General features: G+C 64.6%; 14 protein-coding genes. 9 read left to right on the plus strand and 5 right to left on the minus strand.

Annotated elements, in window-relative coordinates:
- Positions 1–102 precede the first annotated feature (102 nt).
- Both ABH900_RS01660 and ABH900_RS01665 read left to right on the plus strand, forming a co-directional pair.
- Positions 103–1770 (plus strand): S41 family peptidase, encoded by a 1668-nt coding sequence (locus ABH900_RS01660; RefSeq protein ID WP_429620675.1) that lies wholly within the window; start codon positions 103–105, stop codon positions 1768–1770.
- 134 nt (positions 1771–1904) lie between these two features.
- Positions 1905–2432, plus strand: coding sequence for a DUF6622 family protein (locus tag ABH900_RS01665; protein ID WP_429620677.1), 528 nt, complete (start codon positions 1905–1907; stop codon positions 2430–2432).
- 163 nt (positions 2433–2595) lie between these two features.
- Here ABH900_RS01665 and ABH900_RS01670 read toward each other — a convergent pair whose 3' ends face one another.
- From ABH900_RS01670 to ABH900_RS01685, 4 genes are all read right to left on the minus strand, one after another.
- A complete protein-coding gene (locus ABH900_RS01670) occupies positions 2596–4632 on the minus strand; it encodes a TonB-dependent receptor (RefSeq protein ID WP_429620679.1) in 2037 nt (678 codons plus the stop codon).
- Between the two features lie 9 nt (positions 4633–4641).
- Positions 4642–5124 (minus strand): STN domain-containing protein, encoded by a 483-nt coding sequence (locus ABH900_RS01675; RefSeq protein ID WP_429620681.1) that lies wholly within the window; start codon positions 5122–5124, stop codon positions 4642–4644.
- Between the two features lie 84 nt (positions 5125–5208).
- A complete protein-coding gene (locus tag ABH900_RS01680; protein WP_429620683.1) occupies positions 5209–6171 on the minus strand; it encodes a FecR domain-containing protein in 963 nt (320 codons plus the stop codon).
- Positions 6168–6881 (minus strand): sigma-70 family RNA polymerase sigma factor, encoded by a 714-nt coding sequence (locus ABH900_RS01685; protein WP_429620685.1) that lies wholly within the window; start codon positions 6879–6881, stop codon positions 6168–6170. Before ABH900_RS01685 ends, ABH900_RS01680 begins: the two co-directional genes overlap by 4 nt.
- Before the next feature lie 65 nt (positions 6882–6946).
- Here ABH900_RS01685 and ABH900_RS01690 point away from each other — a divergent pair, with 65 nt between their 5' ends.
- The 4 genes from ABH900_RS01690 (at position 6947) to ABH900_RS01705 (ending at position 12732) form a co-directional block, all read left to right on the plus strand.
- Positions 6947–7744: a DUF4198 domain-containing protein gene (locus ABH900_RS01690; RefSeq protein WP_429620687.1), complete on the plus strand. Its 798-nt coding sequence runs from the start codon at positions 6947–6949 to the stop codon at positions 7742–7744.
- Positions 7745–7774: 30 nt separating this feature from the next.
- Complete coding sequence (locus tag ABH900_RS01695) at positions 7775–8680, plus strand: EF-hand domain-containing protein (protein ID WP_429620689.1); 906 nt, start codon at positions 7775–7777, stop codon at positions 8678–8680.
- A 112-nt stretch (positions 8681–8792) separates the two neighbouring features.
- Entirely contained in the window at positions 8793–10244 is a 1452-nt protein-coding gene (locus ABH900_RS01700; protein WP_429620691.1) for a DUF2271 domain-containing protein, read from the plus strand.
- A 127-nt stretch (positions 10245–10371) separates the two neighbouring features.
- A complete protein-coding gene (locus ABH900_RS01705) occupies positions 10372–12732 on the plus strand; it encodes a TonB-dependent hemoglobin/transferrin/lactoferrin family receptor (RefSeq protein WP_429620693.1) in 2361 nt (786 codons plus the stop codon).
- A 100-nt stretch (positions 12733–12832) separates the two neighbouring features.
- On the opposite strand, the gene ABH900_RS01710 is transcribed toward ABH900_RS01705, so the two are convergent.
- The gene (locus ABH900_RS01710) at positions 12833–14827 is read right to left on the minus strand and encodes a TonB-dependent siderophore receptor (protein ID WP_429620695.1); all 1995 of its coding nucleotides are present in this window, start codon (positions 14825–14827) and stop codon (positions 12833–12835) included.
- A gap of 285 nt (positions 14828–15112) precedes the next feature.
- On the opposite strand from ABH900_RS01710, the gene ABH900_RS01715 reads away from it, so the two are divergent.
- Genes ABH900_RS01715 through ABH900_RS01725 form a run of 3 tightly spaced genes read left to right on the plus strand, consistent with a single transcriptional unit; the run spans position 15113 to position 19130 of the window.
- A complete protein-coding gene (locus ABH900_RS01715) occupies positions 15113–15658 on the plus strand; it encodes an RNA polymerase sigma factor (protein WP_429620697.1) in 546 nt (181 codons plus the stop codon).
- On the plus strand, positions 15655–16701 hold the full coding sequence (locus tag ABH900_RS01720) for a FecR family protein (RefSeq protein WP_429620699.1): 1047 nt from the start codon (positions 15655–15657) through the stop codon (positions 16699–16701). The genes ABH900_RS01715 and ABH900_RS01720 overlap by 4 nt, the downstream gene beginning before the upstream one ends.
- 47 nt (positions 16702–16748) lie before the next feature.
- Positions 16749–19130, plus strand: coding sequence for a TonB-dependent siderophore receptor (locus ABH900_RS01725; RefSeq protein WP_429620701.1), 2382 nt, complete (start codon positions 16749–16751; stop codon positions 19128–19130).
- The last annotated feature ends 101 nt before the right edge of the window (positions 19131–19231 follow it).

The raw sequence follows: 19231 nt of genomic DNA on the forward strand, positions 1-19231 counted from the left end.
ACGCTGCATCTCATCTGCCGGGAGCCCGGCCAGGAGTCGGCGCTTTGGAATGGCAGCCAATGTCGGCATGCCTGCAAGCACCCATTACCTGAGAACCCATGCATGAAAGAGAAAGCTCTGCTGTTGTCGCTTCTTCTGTTCACGGCCACAGGGCAGGCGGCAGTCCGTGAGCCCGCAAAGCAGCAGGTCGCACGTGCTCAACTGGCCTATCAGGCGGGCGACTATGGTGCGAGTGCAGGCATTTACGGGGAAGTCGCAGGCTCGCTCGCCGACAATGGCGGCATTTTCGAGCAGGAGCTGCTCTACAGTGGCGCCAGCGCCGCTGCGATGGCCGGCAACCGGGACCAGGCGCTGGATTTCCTGGAGCGGGCGGTCAAGGCCGGGCTCATGCAGGCAGACCGCATCCGCCACGATGCCAGCCTGGCCTCCCTGCAAGGGGATCCTCGCCTGGAAGCACTGCTGACGGACATTGCGACCAGAAAGGCACGCAGCGACAAGATCTGGAACAGCCCGGGTTTCGCCGTGGCCTACAGCGAGTCCCTCAGCGAAGACCAGCGCGTTGCCGGGCTATCCCGGCTGTGGTCCGAAGCAAAGTTCAGTTTCGCCAATTTCGATCGGGTGCCGGACCTGGACTGGGATGCGCTGTACCTGGAGACCTTGCCGAAGGTGCGCGCCGCACCTGACACCTATGCCTACTACCGGGAGCTGCAGGCATTCATCTCACGATTGCAGGATGGACACAGTACGCTGGTACTGAGGTCGGCCTCCGTCAGGGATCGCTTCCAGGCACGCCCCGGGCTGAGCACCTCCTATGTGGAAGGGCGGGTTCTCGTCCGGGATGTCTTTGATCCGGCGCTTCGCGCCGCAGGCATCAAGCGTGGCTGGGAACTGCTCACGATTGACGGCGAACCGGTGTCCGTCTATGCCGAGCGTGAGCTTCGGCCATATACGTCCGCATCGACCCCGCAGGATCTGCGCTCCCAGATGTATGAGCGTTCGTTGCTGCAGGGGGCGCTCGACAAATCCTTGAGCATTGGCTTCAGTGACCCCCGTGGCAAAGAGCACGTCGTGAAGGTCGGGCGTATGCCGTCCAAGGAGTACACGGCGGCGAGGAAGGAGCCAGCGCCGTTCGAGTGGAAGCTGCTGCCCGGGAATGTCGCCCAGGTAACGTTGCGCTCGTTCACCGACAACACGGCCGCCGACCAGTTCGAGGCCGCCTTCAGCCAGATTTCCCGCGCCGATGCGATCATCTTTGACCTTCGCGACAACGGCGGCGGCAACAGCAATGTGGGGTATCGCATCCTGTCCCTGCTCACCGACCGGCCGTTCCAGACGTCCGCGTGGCGAACGCCTGACTACAAGCCGGCGCTGCGTGCCTGGAGCATCAGCAATCCCGACTTCAACGCGGGGGCGGGCGAATGGCCGCACGATGGGAAGCGTCACTACGCCAAACCAGTACTGGTACTGACCAGTGCCCGCACTTATTCGGCTGCAGAGGATTTTGTCGTCGCCTTCGATGCAATGCACAGGGGGCGCATCGTGGGAGAGCCGACCGGCGGCAGCACCGGTTCCCCGATGATGTTCAATCTGCCGGGCGGCGTGGTTGCGCTCATCTGCACCAAGCGCGACACCTATCCTGATGGAAAGGAATTCGTTGGCGTGGGGATCATGCCGCAGGTGGAGGTGCATCCGACCGTGGCCGACTATCGTGGCGGGCGCGATACCGTGCTCGAGGCCGCGGTGCGCCTGGCCCGGGCGGGCGGGCGATGAGCGGACGCCCGGGCCGGCCCGCCGCCCCGTAATACGCGACGCCTGACAGCTGTCACTGGCTGCGATCCGGGTGGAAGCGAATAGTGAGCGCCAAGGCGAGGACACCTCGCCGCCACTCAACAAGGGGACCGCTCATGAACATGCTCCAGCAACTCGCTTCGCAGACGCCGATCTGGGTCTGGTTGCTCCTGGCCTTCCTGATCACCCGTGGCATTGCTGCCATGAAGCCGGGGGAGACTTCGCTGCAGAAGCTGGCGATCGTGCCTGCGCTGTTCACCGTCTGGGGGGCATGGTCGATCAGTCATCGCTTTGGCGCGTCAGTGAGCGCCTGGGGTGAGTGGCTGGCCGGCATCGGTGCGGGCGCCGCGCTTGGCTGGCTGCTGCTGCATCGGTTGAAGCTGACGGTGGACAGCAGCACCGGCAAGCTCTGGCGCAGTGCGGACTTCAGCCTGCTGCCGCTGCTGCTGATCACCTTCCTGGTGAAGTACGGCTTCGAGACAGCCTTTGCGGTGTCGCCGGCACTGACCGCCCATGCCGGCTTCAGTGCCGCCTACCTGCTGTTGTCGGGCGGATTCACCGGCATCTTCGTGGGCAAGTACTGCCGGTATCTGGCTTCGCTGCGGATGATTGGGGCGGGCAAGGGGCTCGGGGCTGCAGGTTGAGTCCCGAGCCTCGCGAGGCGCTTGGCCCGGCGTGACGCATCACATTAATAGCCCGTCCTTGGACGCAGCAGGGCCGGGATCGTGCCCGCCACACGCCGGCAATCCTCGCCCCACCCCCCGTGTAGGGTCGAGCTTGCTCGACTGCCGCCGACGGAGGTGCCGGCTACCAGGAATGGGAGTACGTGACCCGCAACGATGCACCGGGTGCCGGAAGGTGGCTGGTGTTGTTGTTGTTCCTGAGGAGCTGGCTATACAGCGGGTAGTAGTAGCGATTGAAAAGATTTTCTATTCCGCCGGAAACCCGGCTGTTTGAGTTGATCGACCATTGAGTCATGACGTCCACGGTCGTGTAGCCCTGGGTGTCATAGCGTCCGAACCCGGTTTTGCCGTCCAGGCGGTAGTCCTTGGACGAGTACGACGTAGCCTGGATGCGGTGAGTCCAGGCATCGGTGGGTCGATACTCCACGTAGGCTGTCAACTTCAGCGGTGGAATGCGGTACCCCGTCATATCCTGGTAGGCACTGGCGGTTTGCGGGCGCTCCCGGCCCTTGAGCCAGGCCATGGAAGCACCTGCGGTCCATGGCGAGTTGGGATCAAAGTAGTCCAGGCTGGCTTCGACGCCGTTGATCTTTTCTTTTGTACGCAGCAGAGACAAGCCATTGTTGAAGCTCTGTACGGCTCCCAGGTCTGATTGCGATTGAAATACGGCGATGCTTGCTGTGGCCCGATCAAAGCTGCCCCGCCAGCCGATTTCAAAGGTGTCCGTCTTCACGGCCTGCAGGCTGGAGGCCGAGATGCTGAAGGCCGGGGTGGCGTTACGGATGACGACGCCAATGTCCGGCAGCTCGAAGCCCTGCCGGAATGAGGCATAGATCTCCTGGCCCTTTACCGGGGTGTAGATCAGGCCGGCGTTGTAGGTCGTCGACGAGTAGTCGACCGATCCACCCTTGACCGGCCGAGGACTGGCTGCGCGCGACTGCGAAAGGGGGATGAAGTCGTCGAATCGAGCCTTTGCCTTGTCGAATCGGATGCCTGCTTCCGCAGAGAAATGCTCATTGAACTTGTGCTGGAACTGTCCAAACGCCGCAACGTTCCGCGTGGTCACGGGCGGCATGTAGATGAGTCGCCCGGTTCTCCTGAAGATGAGTCCACCACTTGCGTCGTATGCCAATGGATCAAAGACATCGATGGGCATGTCGCTACGCTCGCGATTGAAGTCGCTGCCCCAGATCAACAGGGTTCTTGCCCCCTCGCCAAAGGGCGTCTTTACGGTCAGTCGCCCTCCCATCACCTCCGAGCGCTGCATTGTCTGATCAATATTGGCGCCTCGCACGGGCACTGCGCGCGCGTCGAACGGCGCAAACCGGGTGTAGAAGTCCCGATAGTAGACCTGGGCTGCAAGCGTGCTTCCAAGGATGTCGCGATGTTCGTAGTCGAAACCGACCAGCTTGTTCTGGATTTGATTCTGCCTGTCCAGTTCGAGCCCCTTGATCGAGCGCGCGGGGGTTGACCCGGAAGGGAGACGGGCGACTGATGGGTCCGACGCATAGTCGCTATCCTGCCTGGACTCCAGATAGCTCAGCGAAAGCTGCAGCCGTTGATCGTCATCGAACTGAAAGCCGAGCTTGCCGGTTGCGTTGATCGTAGTGGAATCAAAGAGGTCGCCCTGGCTCGGCTCAGGCGCAATTCTGTGCCCGCGCGCATCGAAGGAGGCCCCTGTATATCGTCCACCAAGACTGAACGAATAGTCGATACGGTCATTTCCTCCTGAGAAGTAATGCTGCATCTCCCCGCCCAGGCCTGCTGCGGAAAGTCGGGAGAGCGGACTGTTGGCGGTAAACGCCGACTCCATCCGCAACGCGCCCGTCGGCCGTCGGGTACGGATGGAGATCACTCCGCCCGGCGCGCCGCTGCCGTAGATGGCGCTACTGCCGCGCAGGATCTCGATCTCCTCGATATCCGCAGGGTTGATGTTTGCAAGATTGCGCGACGAATCGCGCCCGGTGTTCAACGGGATGCCATCGATGAGGATGAGCATGTTCCGTCCCCTCAGCGTCTGGCCGTAGTCGGTCACCGTATGGCTTGAATCAGCCATGCCAGGCGTTGCCTTGCTGATGAGGGTTGCAATGGAATCCGAGCCGAGGCGAAGCGTCTCGATCGCCTGTCTATCGAGCACCGTCACGGGCTGGGTGGGTGCCATCACCGGACTCTAGGTTCGTGCGGTAACGGTGACTGCCGACAGCTCCGAGACCCGCGGCGAGTCTGGGCGGGCCTTTGCTACGCGAGCAGTGGGCCTGGAGGGTTGATCGGTGCTACGCCGATGAAGAATGTAGCTGCCTCGATCAGCGCGAACGGCTTCAAAGTCTGTGTTCTTCAACAGGGCCGCGAAGCCCGCTTCTACTGTGAACTGTCCGGAGAGCCCCGCCGCCTGCAGACCCTGGATCTGGGAAGGGTCCAGGCTGAGGCTGACGCCGGATGCCGCCGCAAAACGCATCAGGGCCGTACCCAGCGGCGATGCCGCGATACGAACCTCTGTTGTTCCCTGGCGAGGGGAGGGCTCGGTCATCGCCTGCGCAGAAGCCGCTGACACACAGCCCGCGCTCGCCAGGGCGAATGTGGCGATCTGCATGGCATGAACGAGTGGGCGGACACCAGGGCTGGGCGCGCCGCGCCGGAGTGACTTTCGTGGCATGGGGGAGAGTGTCCTTCTTGAGGTGGATGGCGTCTTCTCCTTACATGACAGGCGAGGCGCAGAATCAGGACATTCCAGGCGCACCTAGGCGGCGGTGACGTTGATCCAGTAGGGCGTCCGCTGCTGTATCCGAATGGGCAGGCTTCGTGCGAGCAGGCGCAGGATCTCATCCGGGTCCTTCAGCTGGAAGGCGCCCGATACAGGCAGGCCGGCGATGGCGGGGTCGCATCGGATGATGCCGCGGCGATAGCGCGCCAGCTCGGCGAGGAACGGGTCGAGCCTCGTCCGATCTGCGAACAGAACGCCCATGACCCATCCGTCCGCGCCGTCGGGCAGGGGGGTGAGTTCCCCCGTGCCTTCCGGGGTGATCCGCACCTTCTGGCCCGCCGGTACGGTGAATCTCTCTGCCGTCGACGCAGTCGCTGCCGTTGCCATACCTTCCAGCACCGCAAGATCTGTATAGCCGGCATCACAGCGCACCATGATGCGCGCGCCCACGCTGGACACGCTTGCATGCGCGGTGTTGATTTCGCAGGGGGGCGGGGTGCGAGTGCCCGCTCCGGATGAGTCCAGAAGGATTTCCCCATCGATGAGGCGGATGCTGATTGCCAGGCTGTTCGCCTGAACATCGATGGCCGAAGCGGTGTTGAGTTCAACGCGCGTAGTGCCGTCCAGTTGAACCGTATGTCGCTCGCCGATGCCGGTCCGGAGGTCGGCGCGGAGGGCTTGAGCCGTGGGCGAACGATACAGCCACCAACCCGCTGAAGGCGCCAGGGTCAGAGCGCCAAGCATCTTGAGCATTCCCCGCCGCGAGCTTGTACGCCGCCGATCCAGAACGCTCATGCCCACGTCCGCCGGCACGGAACCAAAGCTCTGGTCGATCTCCAGGGCTCTATTCCAGATGTAGTCATGAGTCGCACTGGTCGAGCGCCACTGTTGCAGCGCTTCGGCGTCCGATTCGGTGAAGTGGGGTGACCTGGATCGCGCGAGCCACTGGGCGGCCTCGTCGATCAGCGCCGGGTCGACAGGCGGGGAGCTCTGGTTCATTGATCGGTGCAGAGCACCAGCCGTAGACACTGTGCATACGCATCGGACATGTAACGAGTGACGGTTCGTACACTGACCTTCAGTGACGCCGCAATCTGCGCATAGCTCATGCCATCCAGCTGCGAAAGCAGGAATGCGCGCCGGACTTTCGGAGGAAGGCCATCCAGCATCCTGTCCAGTTCCAGCAGCGTTTCAAGCACCACCGCCCGCTCCTCCGGAGATGGCGCATGCGATTCGGGCTTCTCGCGCAGCGAGCTGAGATAGGCCCGCTCAAGCGCCTGCCTCTGGTATCGATTGATCAACAGACGCTTGGCGACAACGGTCAGATAGGCTCTGGGCTCGCTTACCAGTTCCAGGTCACGCGCACGCAGACAGAGTCGAACGAAGGTGTCCTGAACCAGATCGGCTGCTTCGTGGTGGTCCGCCATTCGTTGTCGCAGCCATGCCGTGAGCCAACGCCCATGACTCAGGTACATCGCTTCCAACGGTCCGTGGTCACGCGAAGTGTCGATGGCAGTCTTCAATGCGGGCCACCACAGCGGTTCGCGCCGGGCGATGAGAATGGGAATTGGTTCTATTCTATAACGTGGGTGGGTCGGGCTGAAGATCCGTTCTGGGCGCTGGTTCCGGAGAACGACCAGATACGGCGCCCACCCCAGGCGATACATTCCGCCATATTTCACCAATTGATAACGAATCGCATTTGGCATAGCATTCCGCTCGCCAGCCCGGACCTCGTCTCGCCAGCGCCCCGCTCACCGACACGAAGGCGCCCATGAAGACTGCATTCCTGATGGCAACTGCCGCCCTGGCACTGGCTGTTTCCCTGCCGGCATCCGCGCATACCCCCTATCTGGTGCCCAGCAACGTGGCTCCCCGGGCGGGCCAGACCATCGCCCTGGACGCGTCATTCGCGGAAACCTTCTTTGTGCCGGAAGCGGCCTTCGACGGAAGCCAGTTCACGGTCACCGGCCCGGACGGCGCTGAAGCGCCGCTGCCCTCGCAGGTGATGAAGACCCGCACCGTGGCCGAGTACACGCTGCCGGCGGGTACGGGCACCTACCGCATCAGCACCGGCCCACGGCTGGGCGCGCTGTTCCGTACCTGGGAGCAGAACGGCAAGCGCGAAAGCTCGCGCGACCCGGCAGTGAAGATTCCTGCCGGTGCCAAGGTCATTTCCGATTTCCAGTCGCTCACCCAGGCTGTCAGCTACGTCACCGTGGGCAACCCGGATCGTACCGCGCTGGCCCCACGCAACAAGGGCCTGGAGCTGGTGCCGGTCACCCATCCCAACGATCTGTACGTGGGTGAGGCCTTCGATTTCATCGTGCAGTACGACGGCAAGCCGCTGACCGACCAGGCCGTGGAGATCACCGAGGCGGTGTGGGGCTCGGATCGCACGCCGCAGGTGGCAAACCTGAAAAGCGATGCCACCGGGCACGTGCGGCTTCCACTTTCTACCGCCGGCACCTGGATTGCGCTGACCCGCTACCGCACGGTTGCACCGGCTGGCGCGCCGGTGGCCGAGTACAGCAACAGCGTCACGCTTTCATTCCGCGTGCTGAATCCCTGATTTCCCCGTAACACCGCCTTTGAGGTCGACATGAAAATCACCGTGCTTGCCAGTGCGTGCGTTGCTGCGCTGCTGCTTTCTTCTGCTGTTTCCGCACAGTCCGCGCCGGGCCCGCGCCCGCTGGTGGGTGGCCACGGTAACAATGTGCTGGCCTTCATTGCCGAGCACGACGACAACAGCGATGGCCGCGTGACGTGGAAGGAGTTCGAAACCTTCCGCCGCACCCGCTTCGACGCCACCGATACCGACAACAACGGCACTGTGGAAGAAGCCGAATACGTGGCCGAATTCGATGCCCGCGTGGCAGCCGAGATCGAGCGTGAGCGTGCCGCCCAGGTCGAACAGACCAAGGCGCGCTTTGCCGCGCTGGACACCGACAGGAATGGTCTGGTCTCACGTGCCGAGTTCGACGCCGCCGGCGAGAAGACCTGGCAGGGCGGACAGAAGGCACTGGCCAGCAAGGGGACGGAAACCAAAGCTGCGCCGCAGCGCGAAGCGAAGACCGCCGCTGGCGCCCAGCGCTTCGACAACCAGCCGCGCAGCCGCCTGGGCATGCCGACCAGCCATACCGCTGCCGGCTTCCTGGAGCTGTACGACGAGAACGGTGACGGCAAGGTGGACCGCGCCGAGTACCAGCGGGTGCGCGATGCGCAGTTCGCCCGCACCGACCGCAATGGTGATGGGCAGCTGAGCCTGGAGGAGTATCTGGCCGAGTTCGAGACCCGCGTGGACCGCCGCATTGATGCGATGGACCAGGGCGGCGACCGCCAGGTGCACGTGCGCTTTGGTGTGCTTGACGCCGACAAGGATGGCCACATGACCTTCGCCGAGTACCAGGTATCGGGCAAGCGTCTGTTCGAGACCGCCGACCGCAACAAGGATGGCGTGGTCGATGCGGCCGACGCCACGCTGCCGCCGCCGCAACCACGTCGTTGAACGTCGGGGCCGCCCACATGGGGTGGCCCATCGCCTCACCTTCCATTCCGCATACCGGTCGGCCCGCCTGCAATGGGCCGCCCGTGCGGCCCTGTGCCTGCTCGAGTCTTCGATGAAGCCATTTCCCCTCCTGCTGCTGGCGACCGGCATGGCGTTGAGCGGACTGCATGCCGGCGCCACGAGCGCAGCCGCACTGCACCGCGATGATGTGCTGGGCACATCGCTGGACCTGCGCATCGATGCGCCGGCAGCCCAGGCCGCTGCCGGCGAGCGCGCGGCGTTGGCCGAGATCGATCGGCTGGATGCCGTGCTGAGCCGTTGGCGCGGGGACAGCGAGCTGAGCCGCTTCAATGCCAGCGTCGGCCCGCAGGATCTGTCGCGCGACCTGCGTGCCGTGCTGCGCCTCTGCGAGGAATGGCGCGCGCGCACCGAAGGGCTTTTCAGCTGCCGCCTGGGCGCATTGGCACAGCGTTGGCGGCAGGCGCAGGACAGTGGCGCGCTGCCAGCACGCGAAGAGCTGCGTGCGCTGGCCTCGGCCGCTGCTGCAGCGGAAATCAGTCTGGACGACGATCAACCGGCGACACGTCCGCAGGCGGTGGTATTCGACGTGGACGCCCTGGCCAAGGGCTACATCATTGATCGCGCCCTGGCAGCGGCCCGCGCCGCCTCGCCTGCGGCCACCGCCATCGGCCTGGATATCGGCGGCGATGCGCGTTACTGGCAGGCCAGCGGGGCAGGGCAGCCATGGCCGGTGGGTGTGGCCGATGCGCGCGCGCCGCGCGACAACCCGCCCGCGCTGGCCACCGTGGCGCTGCGCTCGCAGGCGATCGCCTCCAGCGGTCATGCTACCCGTGGCTACACGGTGGGCCGTCGCCACTACAGCCACATCCTCGATCCCTGGTCGGGCTGGCCCATGCAGTTCGCACCGTCTGCCACCGTGGTGGCCGCCGATGCCGCAAGCGCCGATGCGTTGGCCACCGCACTGTCGGTGATGCCGATCCGCTCCGGCCTGGAACTGGCCGACGCGATGCCGGAGGTCGCCGCGCTGATCCTCAGCGATACCGGCACCGCGTTCGCTTCACAGCGCTGGCCCGCACTGCTGGTACCCGGCAGCGACCAGGCCGCAGCGCCCGAACAGCTGGTCATCGATTACCAGGTGCCCAGCCTGCCCAGCGAGCGCTACCACGCACCGTACCTGGCCCTGTGGATCAGCCATGAGGACGGCAGCCCGGTGCGCCAGCTGCTGGTGCTGGGCGAGCGCTCGCGCTATCTGCAGGACCTGCCGCAGTGGTGGCGCCGCTACGGCCGCGACGACCTGCCCGCCATCCAGGGCATCGCGCGCCCGACCCGCATGCCGGGCCGCTATTCGGTGGCGTGGGACGGTCGCGACGATCGCGGTCGGGCCCTGCCGCCAGGCCCTTACCGCGTGCAGGTCGAGGCCGCGCGCCAAGGCGGCGGTCACGAATTCCTGTCCGTGCCGATCGATACCGGACAGGGCAGGGGCCTGCCGACAATCGCACAGGGCAGCAGCGAGATCGGTGCCGTGCAGATCTCCAGGCCCTGACCCGAATCCATTTCCACGTACTCCCAGCAACGCAGACCGCGCCGCATCCCGGCGCTCCGCAGCCAGGAACGCCCCGGGCAACCACCCACCCGCGGCGACACCACCTTCCACCACTGCGGAGTCTCCGATGAAATTGAAACCCTCACTGCTGGCCCTGGCCATTGGCACCAGCCTGGCCCTGCCAACACTCACGCGCGCGGCCGCACTTGAAGCGGACAGCACCCTGGACACCATCCAGGTGACCGAGACGCGCAAGAAGTCCGACAACCAGAACGTCACCACGCTCTCTGCCAAGAACCTGCGGCAGCAAGGTGCGCAGAGCATGGAAGACGCCATCCGCTACGTGCCGGGCGTCGAAATGGTCGACCTGGGCCGTGCCGGCTTCAACGGCTTCAACATCCGTGGCCTGGAAGCCGACCGCGTTTCCATCACGCTCGATGGCCTCAGCTTCCCGCAGAGCATGGACCCGGGCAGCTACCAGCCGTATGAGTTCTTCCGTTCCGGCCGTGGCAGCGTCGACCTGGAAGCGGTCAAGACGGTGGAGATCATCAAGGGTGCCGATGCGATCACCGCCGGCAGCGGTGCGCTCAGTGGCGCGGTGATGTTCACCACCAAGGACCCGGCCGACTTCCTCAAGGCCAGCGGCAACGACAGCTTCGGTTCGGTGAAGTACGGCTACACCGGCTCCAACGATGAGAACATGGGCTCGCTGACCCTGGCCAACCGCACCGGTCGCTTCGAATCGCTGCTGGTCTACACCCAGCGGAAGGGCCACGAGACCGAATCCTGGTACGACACCACCCTCAACCGCCTCGGCCCGGGCCGCCGCACGCCCGATCCGGTCGACCGCGAGAGCGACAACCTGCTGTTCAAGGTCAACTTCCTGGCCACCGACACCCAGACCCTGGGTGTGGTCTACGAGCGGGCCCGCGCCACCAACGATGTCGACAACTGGACCCGCAGCGACGGCACGGGTTCGTACTTCTTCCGCAGCGCCGAAGATCGCAGCGACCGCGATCGCTACGGCCTGAAGTACACCTTGCGCGCCGGCAATGCACTGTTCGACAGCATGGAAGCCACCGCCGACCATCAGAAGAACTACATCCAGGGCCAGACCAACGTGCTGGTGGCCAACGGAACGGCCGCGACCTATGGCACCCGATGCTCGGCCACGGCGCTGTGCTCGCGCCAGGAGAACCGCTGGGACACGCAGAAGCGCAATCGCGTTGCCCTGGATTTCGACAAGAGCGTCGAGGCCGCCGGCCTGCGCCATGACATCGTGTACGGCGCGGCCTGGCAGCAGGCAAAGATCCACTGGAACTCGGTTGACTCGCGCTGGGGCAACACCGGCACCCTGTTCACCCGCGAAACCGACCCGTCGCTGTGGCCGGACACCCGCGAAACCGATCTGACCGCCTACGTGCGTGACCGCGTGCGCCTGCTCGATGACCGTCTCAGCCTGACCGGTGGCCTGCGCTACGACAGCTACAAGTACACCCCGCAAACCTCGGCCGGCGGCAACGGCCAGTCCGGTTACAAGGGCGGCGCCGGCAGCGTTGGCGTGTCGAAGTTCTCCTCGCCGACCTGGAATCTGGGCGCCGAATTCAAGTTCACCGACACCCAGTCGCTGTGGATGCAGGGCGGCCGCGGTTTCCGCGCACCCGGCGTGAATGACATGTATGGCAGCTCGTCCACCACCGAGATCACCCGCGTGTCCGACGGTGCCACCGTCACTGTGCCCGACGGCAGGAGCAACCCGGACCTGGATGCCGAGCGCAGCCTCAATCTGGAACTGGGCTGGCGCTTCCAGAGCGACCGCCTGCGCCTGGGCGTCTCGATGTTCCGTGACAAGTACAGCAACTTCATCGACACCGCGCAGTACGTGGCCGACGAAGGCACCCGGTACCGCAACAACCGGGGCGTTGTCAGCAACGGCTACACCTACACCATGCCGATCAACCGCGGCGAAGTGGAAGTGAAGGGCGTGGAAGCCGAAGGCATGTGGCTGATGGCCGACAACTGGTTGGCCCGCGTGGCCTACTCGTACAACGAGGGCACCGACAACGATGGTCAGCCGCTGGCCAGCATCATCCCGGCCAAGGCCGTGGGCGGCCTGACCTACAACGCACCCTCGCGGCGCTGGAGCGTCACCGCCAACATCACCCACCAGCAGCGCAAGGATCCGTCGGATTACGGCAAGAGCATCACCAACGGCAGCTATGGCGTTGAAGTGGTGCCGGTCTACGCCTACAAGGCCCGTGAATACACGCTGCTGGACGTGTTCGGCAGCTACGCCATCACTCCCCGGATCAACCTGACGGCGGGCGTCTACAACGTGTTCAACAAGGAGTACTACCTGTGGAACCGTGTGCGGACCGCTGGCGCCGGTACCGCGATCTTCCAGGGCGCAACCAGCCCGGAGGGCATCGGTCGCTGGTCGCAGCCGGGACGCAATGTCCGCTTCACTCTCAGCTACGACTTCATGTGAACCGTCGAAAGGGCCGTGGGCGCCGAGCGCCTGCGGCCCGTTGGTGCAGGCGGACGTCCGCCCTCAGCGCCCCGGGCACAGCCGCCCGGGGCAGCGGAATTCACCACTGGTACCGCAGGCTGGCGGTGACGATGCGCGGGTAGCCGTAGTAGCACCAGGTCGCGCTGTTGCACGCCGACACGTACTTCTTGTCGGTGGCATTGGCAGCATTCACCTGCAAGCGCCACGGTCCGCGGTCGTAGTGCACGCTGGCATCGATCAAGGTGAAGGACGGCGTGTACCAGTCGTTGTAGACATCACCGTAGATGCCGCCGTTGTAGCGCACGCCCGCACCGAAGCCGAACCCGCTCAGCGCGCCGGCAGTGAAGGTGTAGTCGGCGCCGAGCGAGGCGCTGTCCTTCGGTACCAGCGCAACCCGCTTGCCCACCGAAGCAGCATCGGTGCTGCGCCGGACCTTCGCATCGAGGCGGGTGTAGCTGCCGTAAATGCTCAGGCCCTGGCCGATGTTCCAGCGGCCTTCCAGCTCGGCGCCGCGCACGCGGGTCTGGCCCTGCTGGATCGAGAACAGCGTGTGCTGCGGGTCGACGGTAAGCGTGTTGTCCTGCTCGATCTGGTAGGCCGCTGCGGTCAGCAGCAGGCGCCCACCCTCGGGCTGGTACTTCACGCCGGCTTCGAACTGCTCGCCGGTGGTCGGCACGAACGCACGTCCCGCGAAGTCGGTGCCGATGGTGGTCTGGAACGACTGCGACCAGCTCACGTAGGGGCTCACGCCGTTGTCGAACAGATAGTTCACGCCCACCCGGCCAGAGAAGCGGTCATCGCTCTGGTGGGCACGGCTGGGGCTGCCGATGCGCTGTTCGGTATTGGTGCCGACCCAGTCCTGGCGGCCGGCGAGGGTCACCAGCCAGCGGTCGATGCGGATCTGGTCCTGCAGGTACAAGCCCAGCGTGCTCTGCGTCTGCACCTGGCGCGAGGTGTAGCCAGGCACCTGCACGGCCGCCCCGTACACCGGATTGTAGGCATCGATGCCGGGCGCGCCGAACAGGAACGCCGAGGCGTAGTCATCGCGTGCGCGGCGGTAGTCCAGCCCCGCCAGCACGGTGTGTTCGGCTCGGCCGGTGCGGAAGCGGAAGGTCAGGTTGTTGTCGATGGCCACGCTTTCGGATTTGTCCAAGCGTGGGTAGTAGTAACGCACCAGCTCGGTGCTGTCCGGCGAGGCCAGGCCGAACAGACCCAGGCTGCCGCGGCTGGCGTCCACTTCGGCCCAGCTGTAGCGCACGTTCTGGTTGAACACGGTGCCATCGCCGAAATCATGGCGGAACTCATAGCCCAGCGAAGCGCTTTCCTTGGTGTAGTCGTTCACGCCCGGCTCGCCGCTGAAGAAATGGCGGGAGATGTAGCGACCGTTGGCACCGGGCACCACCGTGCCCTGGTAGGGCAGGAAGCCCCCGGTTTCGACCGTGTCGTTCTTCTGGTAGCGGGCCAGCACGGTCAGCGAGTTGGCATCGTCTGGCGTCCAGGTCAGCGACGGGGCGATGTAATAGCGGTCGTCATGAACCTGGTCGATCACGTTGTCGCTGTTGCGGGCCAGGCCGACCAGCCGGTACAGAACGCTGCCGCTGTCATTGAGTGCACCGCCGATGTCGAAGGCGGCCTGCTTCAGGCCGTAGCTGCCGACCTGCAGCTCCACTTCCTGCAAGGGATTGGCGTGCGGCCGCTTGCTGACGAAGTTGACGAGGCCACCTGGCGGCATCGCGCCGTAGTTGACCGAGGCCGGGCCCTTCAATACGTCAATGCGCTCCAACCCATACGGCTCCAGGCGCGATTCGCCGGTCCAGGTGCCTTCCACTGTGGCCAGGCCATCGAGGTAGCGCGCCGGCTTGAAGCCGCGCACCAGCAGCCAGTCGCTGCGGGTGTCCTCGCCATACTGGCCACCCTGGGCACCGGCGGTGTACCACACGGCCTCTTCAACGCCATGGATGCCACGGTCGCGCATCTGCCGGTCGGTGATCACCGAGATCGACTGCGGAATATCGCGCAGCGGCGTATCGGTCTTGGTCGCGCTGCCGCTTTCGGTAGCGATCGGAGCGGTCACCCGAACCGTGTCCAGATCAACTGCACTGGAAGCAGCGCTCTGGGCGCTTGCATGACCTGTGATCAGGCCGCCGATGACCAGCGCCAGGGGCAGGATTGCGAGGGCAGGGGGTGAAGATTTGGCGGCGGGCATGATCGGTGCTCTGCGGGGCAGGCGGAAGGTGGTAGTGTCGCGGATACTAATCATTCGCATCTTTAGCGTCCATTTGTGCCTATTCATTTGATTGATAGCTGATAGTATTGCTACTCATTCGCATTACGGGCGCAGTGGAGCAATGGCTTAGCGATGGCGACCTGGGATGACATCCTCTCGCACGCCTATGCCACTTGGAGGCAACCGCTTCTACGCTGGCTGCATCGACGGCTGGGCAACGCTGCAGACGCGGAAGATCTCGTGCAGGAGGCCTACACCCGATGGGCGGAAAGCCCCGCGTCCACGCGCCCGGAAAGCCCCAGATCCTATCTGGCCAGGATTGCTCTGAACGCAGAGCAGGAGCCCCGGCACCGGCGCCTGCGCCAGGAGCGCGCGGCGTCCAGCCCGCAGGACGCCGCAGAGAACATCGCCAGCGAGGGGACATGTCCGTTGGCCAACGCGGCAAGCCACCAGGCACTGGATCGTCTTGCCGATGCCATCGCAGAGTTGCCTCCTCGCCAGCGCCATGCGTTCATGCGGCACCGCTTCGACCATCAGAGCTACGACGAAATCGCAGCGGAGATGGGCATTTCCAGGCGCATGGTGGCCAAGCACATCGCCAATGCGCTCGCGTACTGCCAGCTTAGAATCCAGTTCCCCGATGCCACGCTGGCAGCGGCCAGGCTCGATCGCTCATGAACACTCGGAACAAAGAGCCCCGCCCAACAGACGTCCACGCGGCGACGAGCGCAGCGCTGTGGTGGAGTCGGCGCAGCGACAGCAGTGCGTGGTCGGACGCCGATGAAGCCGAGTTCCAGGCGTGGCTGAAGCAAGCACCCGGGAATCGAGCTGCTTTCGATGCCGTTGTCGCGACATGGCAACGTGCCGCAGAAATCTCACCCTCGGCCATCCATTCCAGAGTCGTGGCTGCGAAAAAGGCCCGGGCGCGTCGGCAGCGCGTGCGCTCGGTGGTCCGCCTGGCGGCGGCTGCCTGTGTGGCCACTGTCTGTCTCAGCGCCGCGTTCTGGTACAGGCAGCCCGCGCAGGATGAGCACGTCTTCCGAACGGTGGTGACGACGGCGGGCACGCCCGAGCGGGTCGCACTGCCAGACGGCTCCATCATCGAGTTGAACCAGCACAGCAGCGTTCGTGTGGAACAGAGGCCGGAGATACGCGCGGTAACCCTGGTCAGCGGCGAGGCGCTCTTCCAGGTCGCCCACGATCCTGGCCGTCCGTTCTTCGTCGACGCCGACCGCGTCAGGGTTCGAGTGGTCGGTACGGAGTTCAATGTCCGGCAGGCTCACTCCAGAGTCTTCGTCTCGGTGCGCCAGGGCACCGTTGCGGTGCAGGACAGCGCGCTGCGTGACAAACCCTTGGCGACCCTCACCGCCGGCCAGGGGCTGAGTGTGGGCCGGGCCACGGGCGATACCCACGCCCAGGTGGTTGCCGGGAGTGCTGTAGCCGCCTGGCGAAGCGGGCAACTCCGCTTCCGGGCCGTGCCGCTGGCAGATGTCACGGAGGAGCTTGCGGGATACATGCCAGGAAAGCGCGTCACGGTGGATGCAGACGTCTCCGCGGTTCCGGTCTCGGGTTTCGCCAGCATCCGTGACCCAGCGGCGTTCATTGATGCGCTGCCCAGCCTGGTGCCGGTCCGGGTCATCCGGGACAGCAATGGAAACATCTCGGTGATTTCGCAGAAGCAGGGTTCACTCCCTGCCGCAAATCCCCTCTCAAGGAAGTAGGTGGGTCCACAGCGGCCATCGATTTCCTCCATTGCTCAGGCATCTGCATGAAAAATCAACGCGTCACCCTGGCTCCGCGCACGTTGCTGATCGCGGTACTCGCCGCTCTCTCGGGCGCCGCCGTTGCCCAGGAAGTTGCCAGCCCGATCAGCGTCTCCCTGCCGTCGCAGGCACTTTCCGAGGCGCTGGCCCAGTTCTCGGCAACCTCGGGCACGCAACTGCTCTTCGATGAGCGCCTGATTTCCGGGAAGACCGCGAGTGCCGTCAAGGGTCGGATGCTGCCACGCGAAGCGCTGCGTCAGATGCTGCTGGGCACCGGGCTGGAAGCCAGGGCCACCGGGCCGCGGGTCTACACGCTGGTTCCCGCCCAGCAGGTATCCACCCTGGATACGCTCACCGTCACCGCGGGCGACCAGTCCGTGAACCTGCTGGCAAAGGCCTATGCCGGTGGGCAGGTGGCGAAGGGCGTCCGGCTCGGTGTTCTGGGCAATACCGATCTGATGAACGCGCCTTTCAGCACCACCAGCTACACGGCCGAGTCCATCCAGAACCAGCAGTCGAATACGATCGCCGAAGCGGTGAACCGGGATCCTTCTGTCCGCTACACCGTGATGCCGGGCGGCAATGTCGACAATCTCTACATTCGCGGCTTCCCCATCTGGGAGGGGAACGCCGGCGAGATCGCCTTTGATGGCATCTACGGCGTGGCTCCCAACTATCGCGTCAGGACCGAGTACGTCGAACGCATCGAGGTGGTCAAAGGACCGGGCGCACTCCTGTTCGGCATGTCGCCCAACGGCTCGGTGGGCGGCGTGATCAACATTGCGCCCAAGCGGGCACTGGACGACGTTGCCAGCATCACCACCACTTACACCAGCGACAGCCAGGCGAAGGGCCACATCGACTACGCCAAGCGATTCGGATCGAGCAGGCAGTTCGGGATCCGCATCAACGGCGCCTACTACAATGGTGATACGGCCGTGGACAAGCAGTCCGTCGAAGGCAACGTCGGCGCCGTCGCGCTGGACTACGAGGGAGACACCTTCCGCGCGACGCTGGATCTACTGTCACAACATGAGTCCATCGATGCGCCCAGTCGCCCGGTCATGCCCGGTGCCGGCTTCGAGATGCCGTCCGCCCCATCGGGCAAGCGTAACGTGACGCAACCCTGGGAGTGGTCGAAGAACAAGGAGCGCTCCGTCCTGCTTCGCACCGAGTACGACATCAACAATCACCTCTCGGTGTTTGCCAATGCCGGCACCTCGGACTCGGACGTGTCACGGATCTATGACTCCGCCCCCCGTCTCGTCAGTGCCGCCGGCGACACACTGATAACCCCGACGTACGCGATTTTCCAGGTAGACAGAAAGACGGTCGATGGCGGCCTGCGCAGCAAGTTCGAGACGGGCCCGGTACGTCACTCGGTCACCCTCCAGCTGAGCTCGTACAGTGAACAGTTCAACCGGGCACTGAATCCGGGCTCGTCGGTAGCCTCCAACATCTTCCATCCGGTGGACCATCCTGCACAGGCGATCGGCCGCCCCTCTACCGTTCCCAGAATCAGCGACAACAAGAACCAGAGTGCTGCGCTGGTCGACACGGTGACCATGATGGACGAGGCGCTGCAGATCTCCCTCGGGCTGCGCAGGCAGAAGATCGAGTCCACCAACTTCAATCCGCTCTCCGGCGGCACCAGCAGCCGGTACTCCCAGAGCGTGACCACGCCGGCCCTGGGCATCGTGTACCACCCCGAGAAGAACGTCTCCCTCTACGCCAACTACATCGAGGGCATCAGCAAGGGTGACATCGCACCCCCTTCAGCGTTCAACTACGGCGAAGTGCTTGCGCCGTACAAGAGCAAGCAGATCGAGATCGGCAGCAAGTTCGACCTGGGCACCTTCATGCTGACCGGGTCGCTGTTCCAGATCGAGAAGCCCTCTGGTGGCGTGAGCAACGGCTTCTTCTCGGTCAATGCGGAACAACGCAACCGCGGCGCGGAGATCTACGCCTACGGTGAGGCGCGCCCGAACCTGAGGCTGCTGGGCGGCGTCACCTGGATCGATGCGGAGTTCACTTCGTCAGCCGTGCCGGGCCTGGCCGGAAAGCGCCCGATTGGTGTGGCCGAGCTGACCGGAAATGTCGGGGTGGAATGGGATCCAGGCTTCGTGCCTGACCTTACCCTGCTGGCCGATGTCAGCTACACGGGCAAGCTGTACGTGAACCAGTTGAACACGATCAGCATTCCGGCCGCCGTCCGCCTTGATGTGGGCGCCCGCTACGCGCTGCGGCTGCCGAAGCACGACGTCACCCTCAGGGCGACGGTGCAGAACGCCACGAACAAGGCCTACTGGGCCGGGGTGACCTCGTGGGGAGCGGTCTCGGCGGCAGTGCCGAGGACCTATGTGGTGTCGGCGACGCTGTTCTTCTGAGTTGGTCTGGGTGGGTGCCCTGATTGAAGGGCACCCGTTCCCTGAAGGGGCATTGGGTAATTGAATGGTTTCGCTGAGGACTGGGGCTGTTGCGGTTCCGG

The sequence above is a fragment of the Stenotrophomonas sp. AN71 genome (assembly GCF_050435725.1).
In the GTDB taxonomy this organism is placed as follows: Bacteria; Pseudomonadota; Gammaproteobacteria; order Xanthomonadales; family Xanthomonadaceae; genus Stenotrophomonas.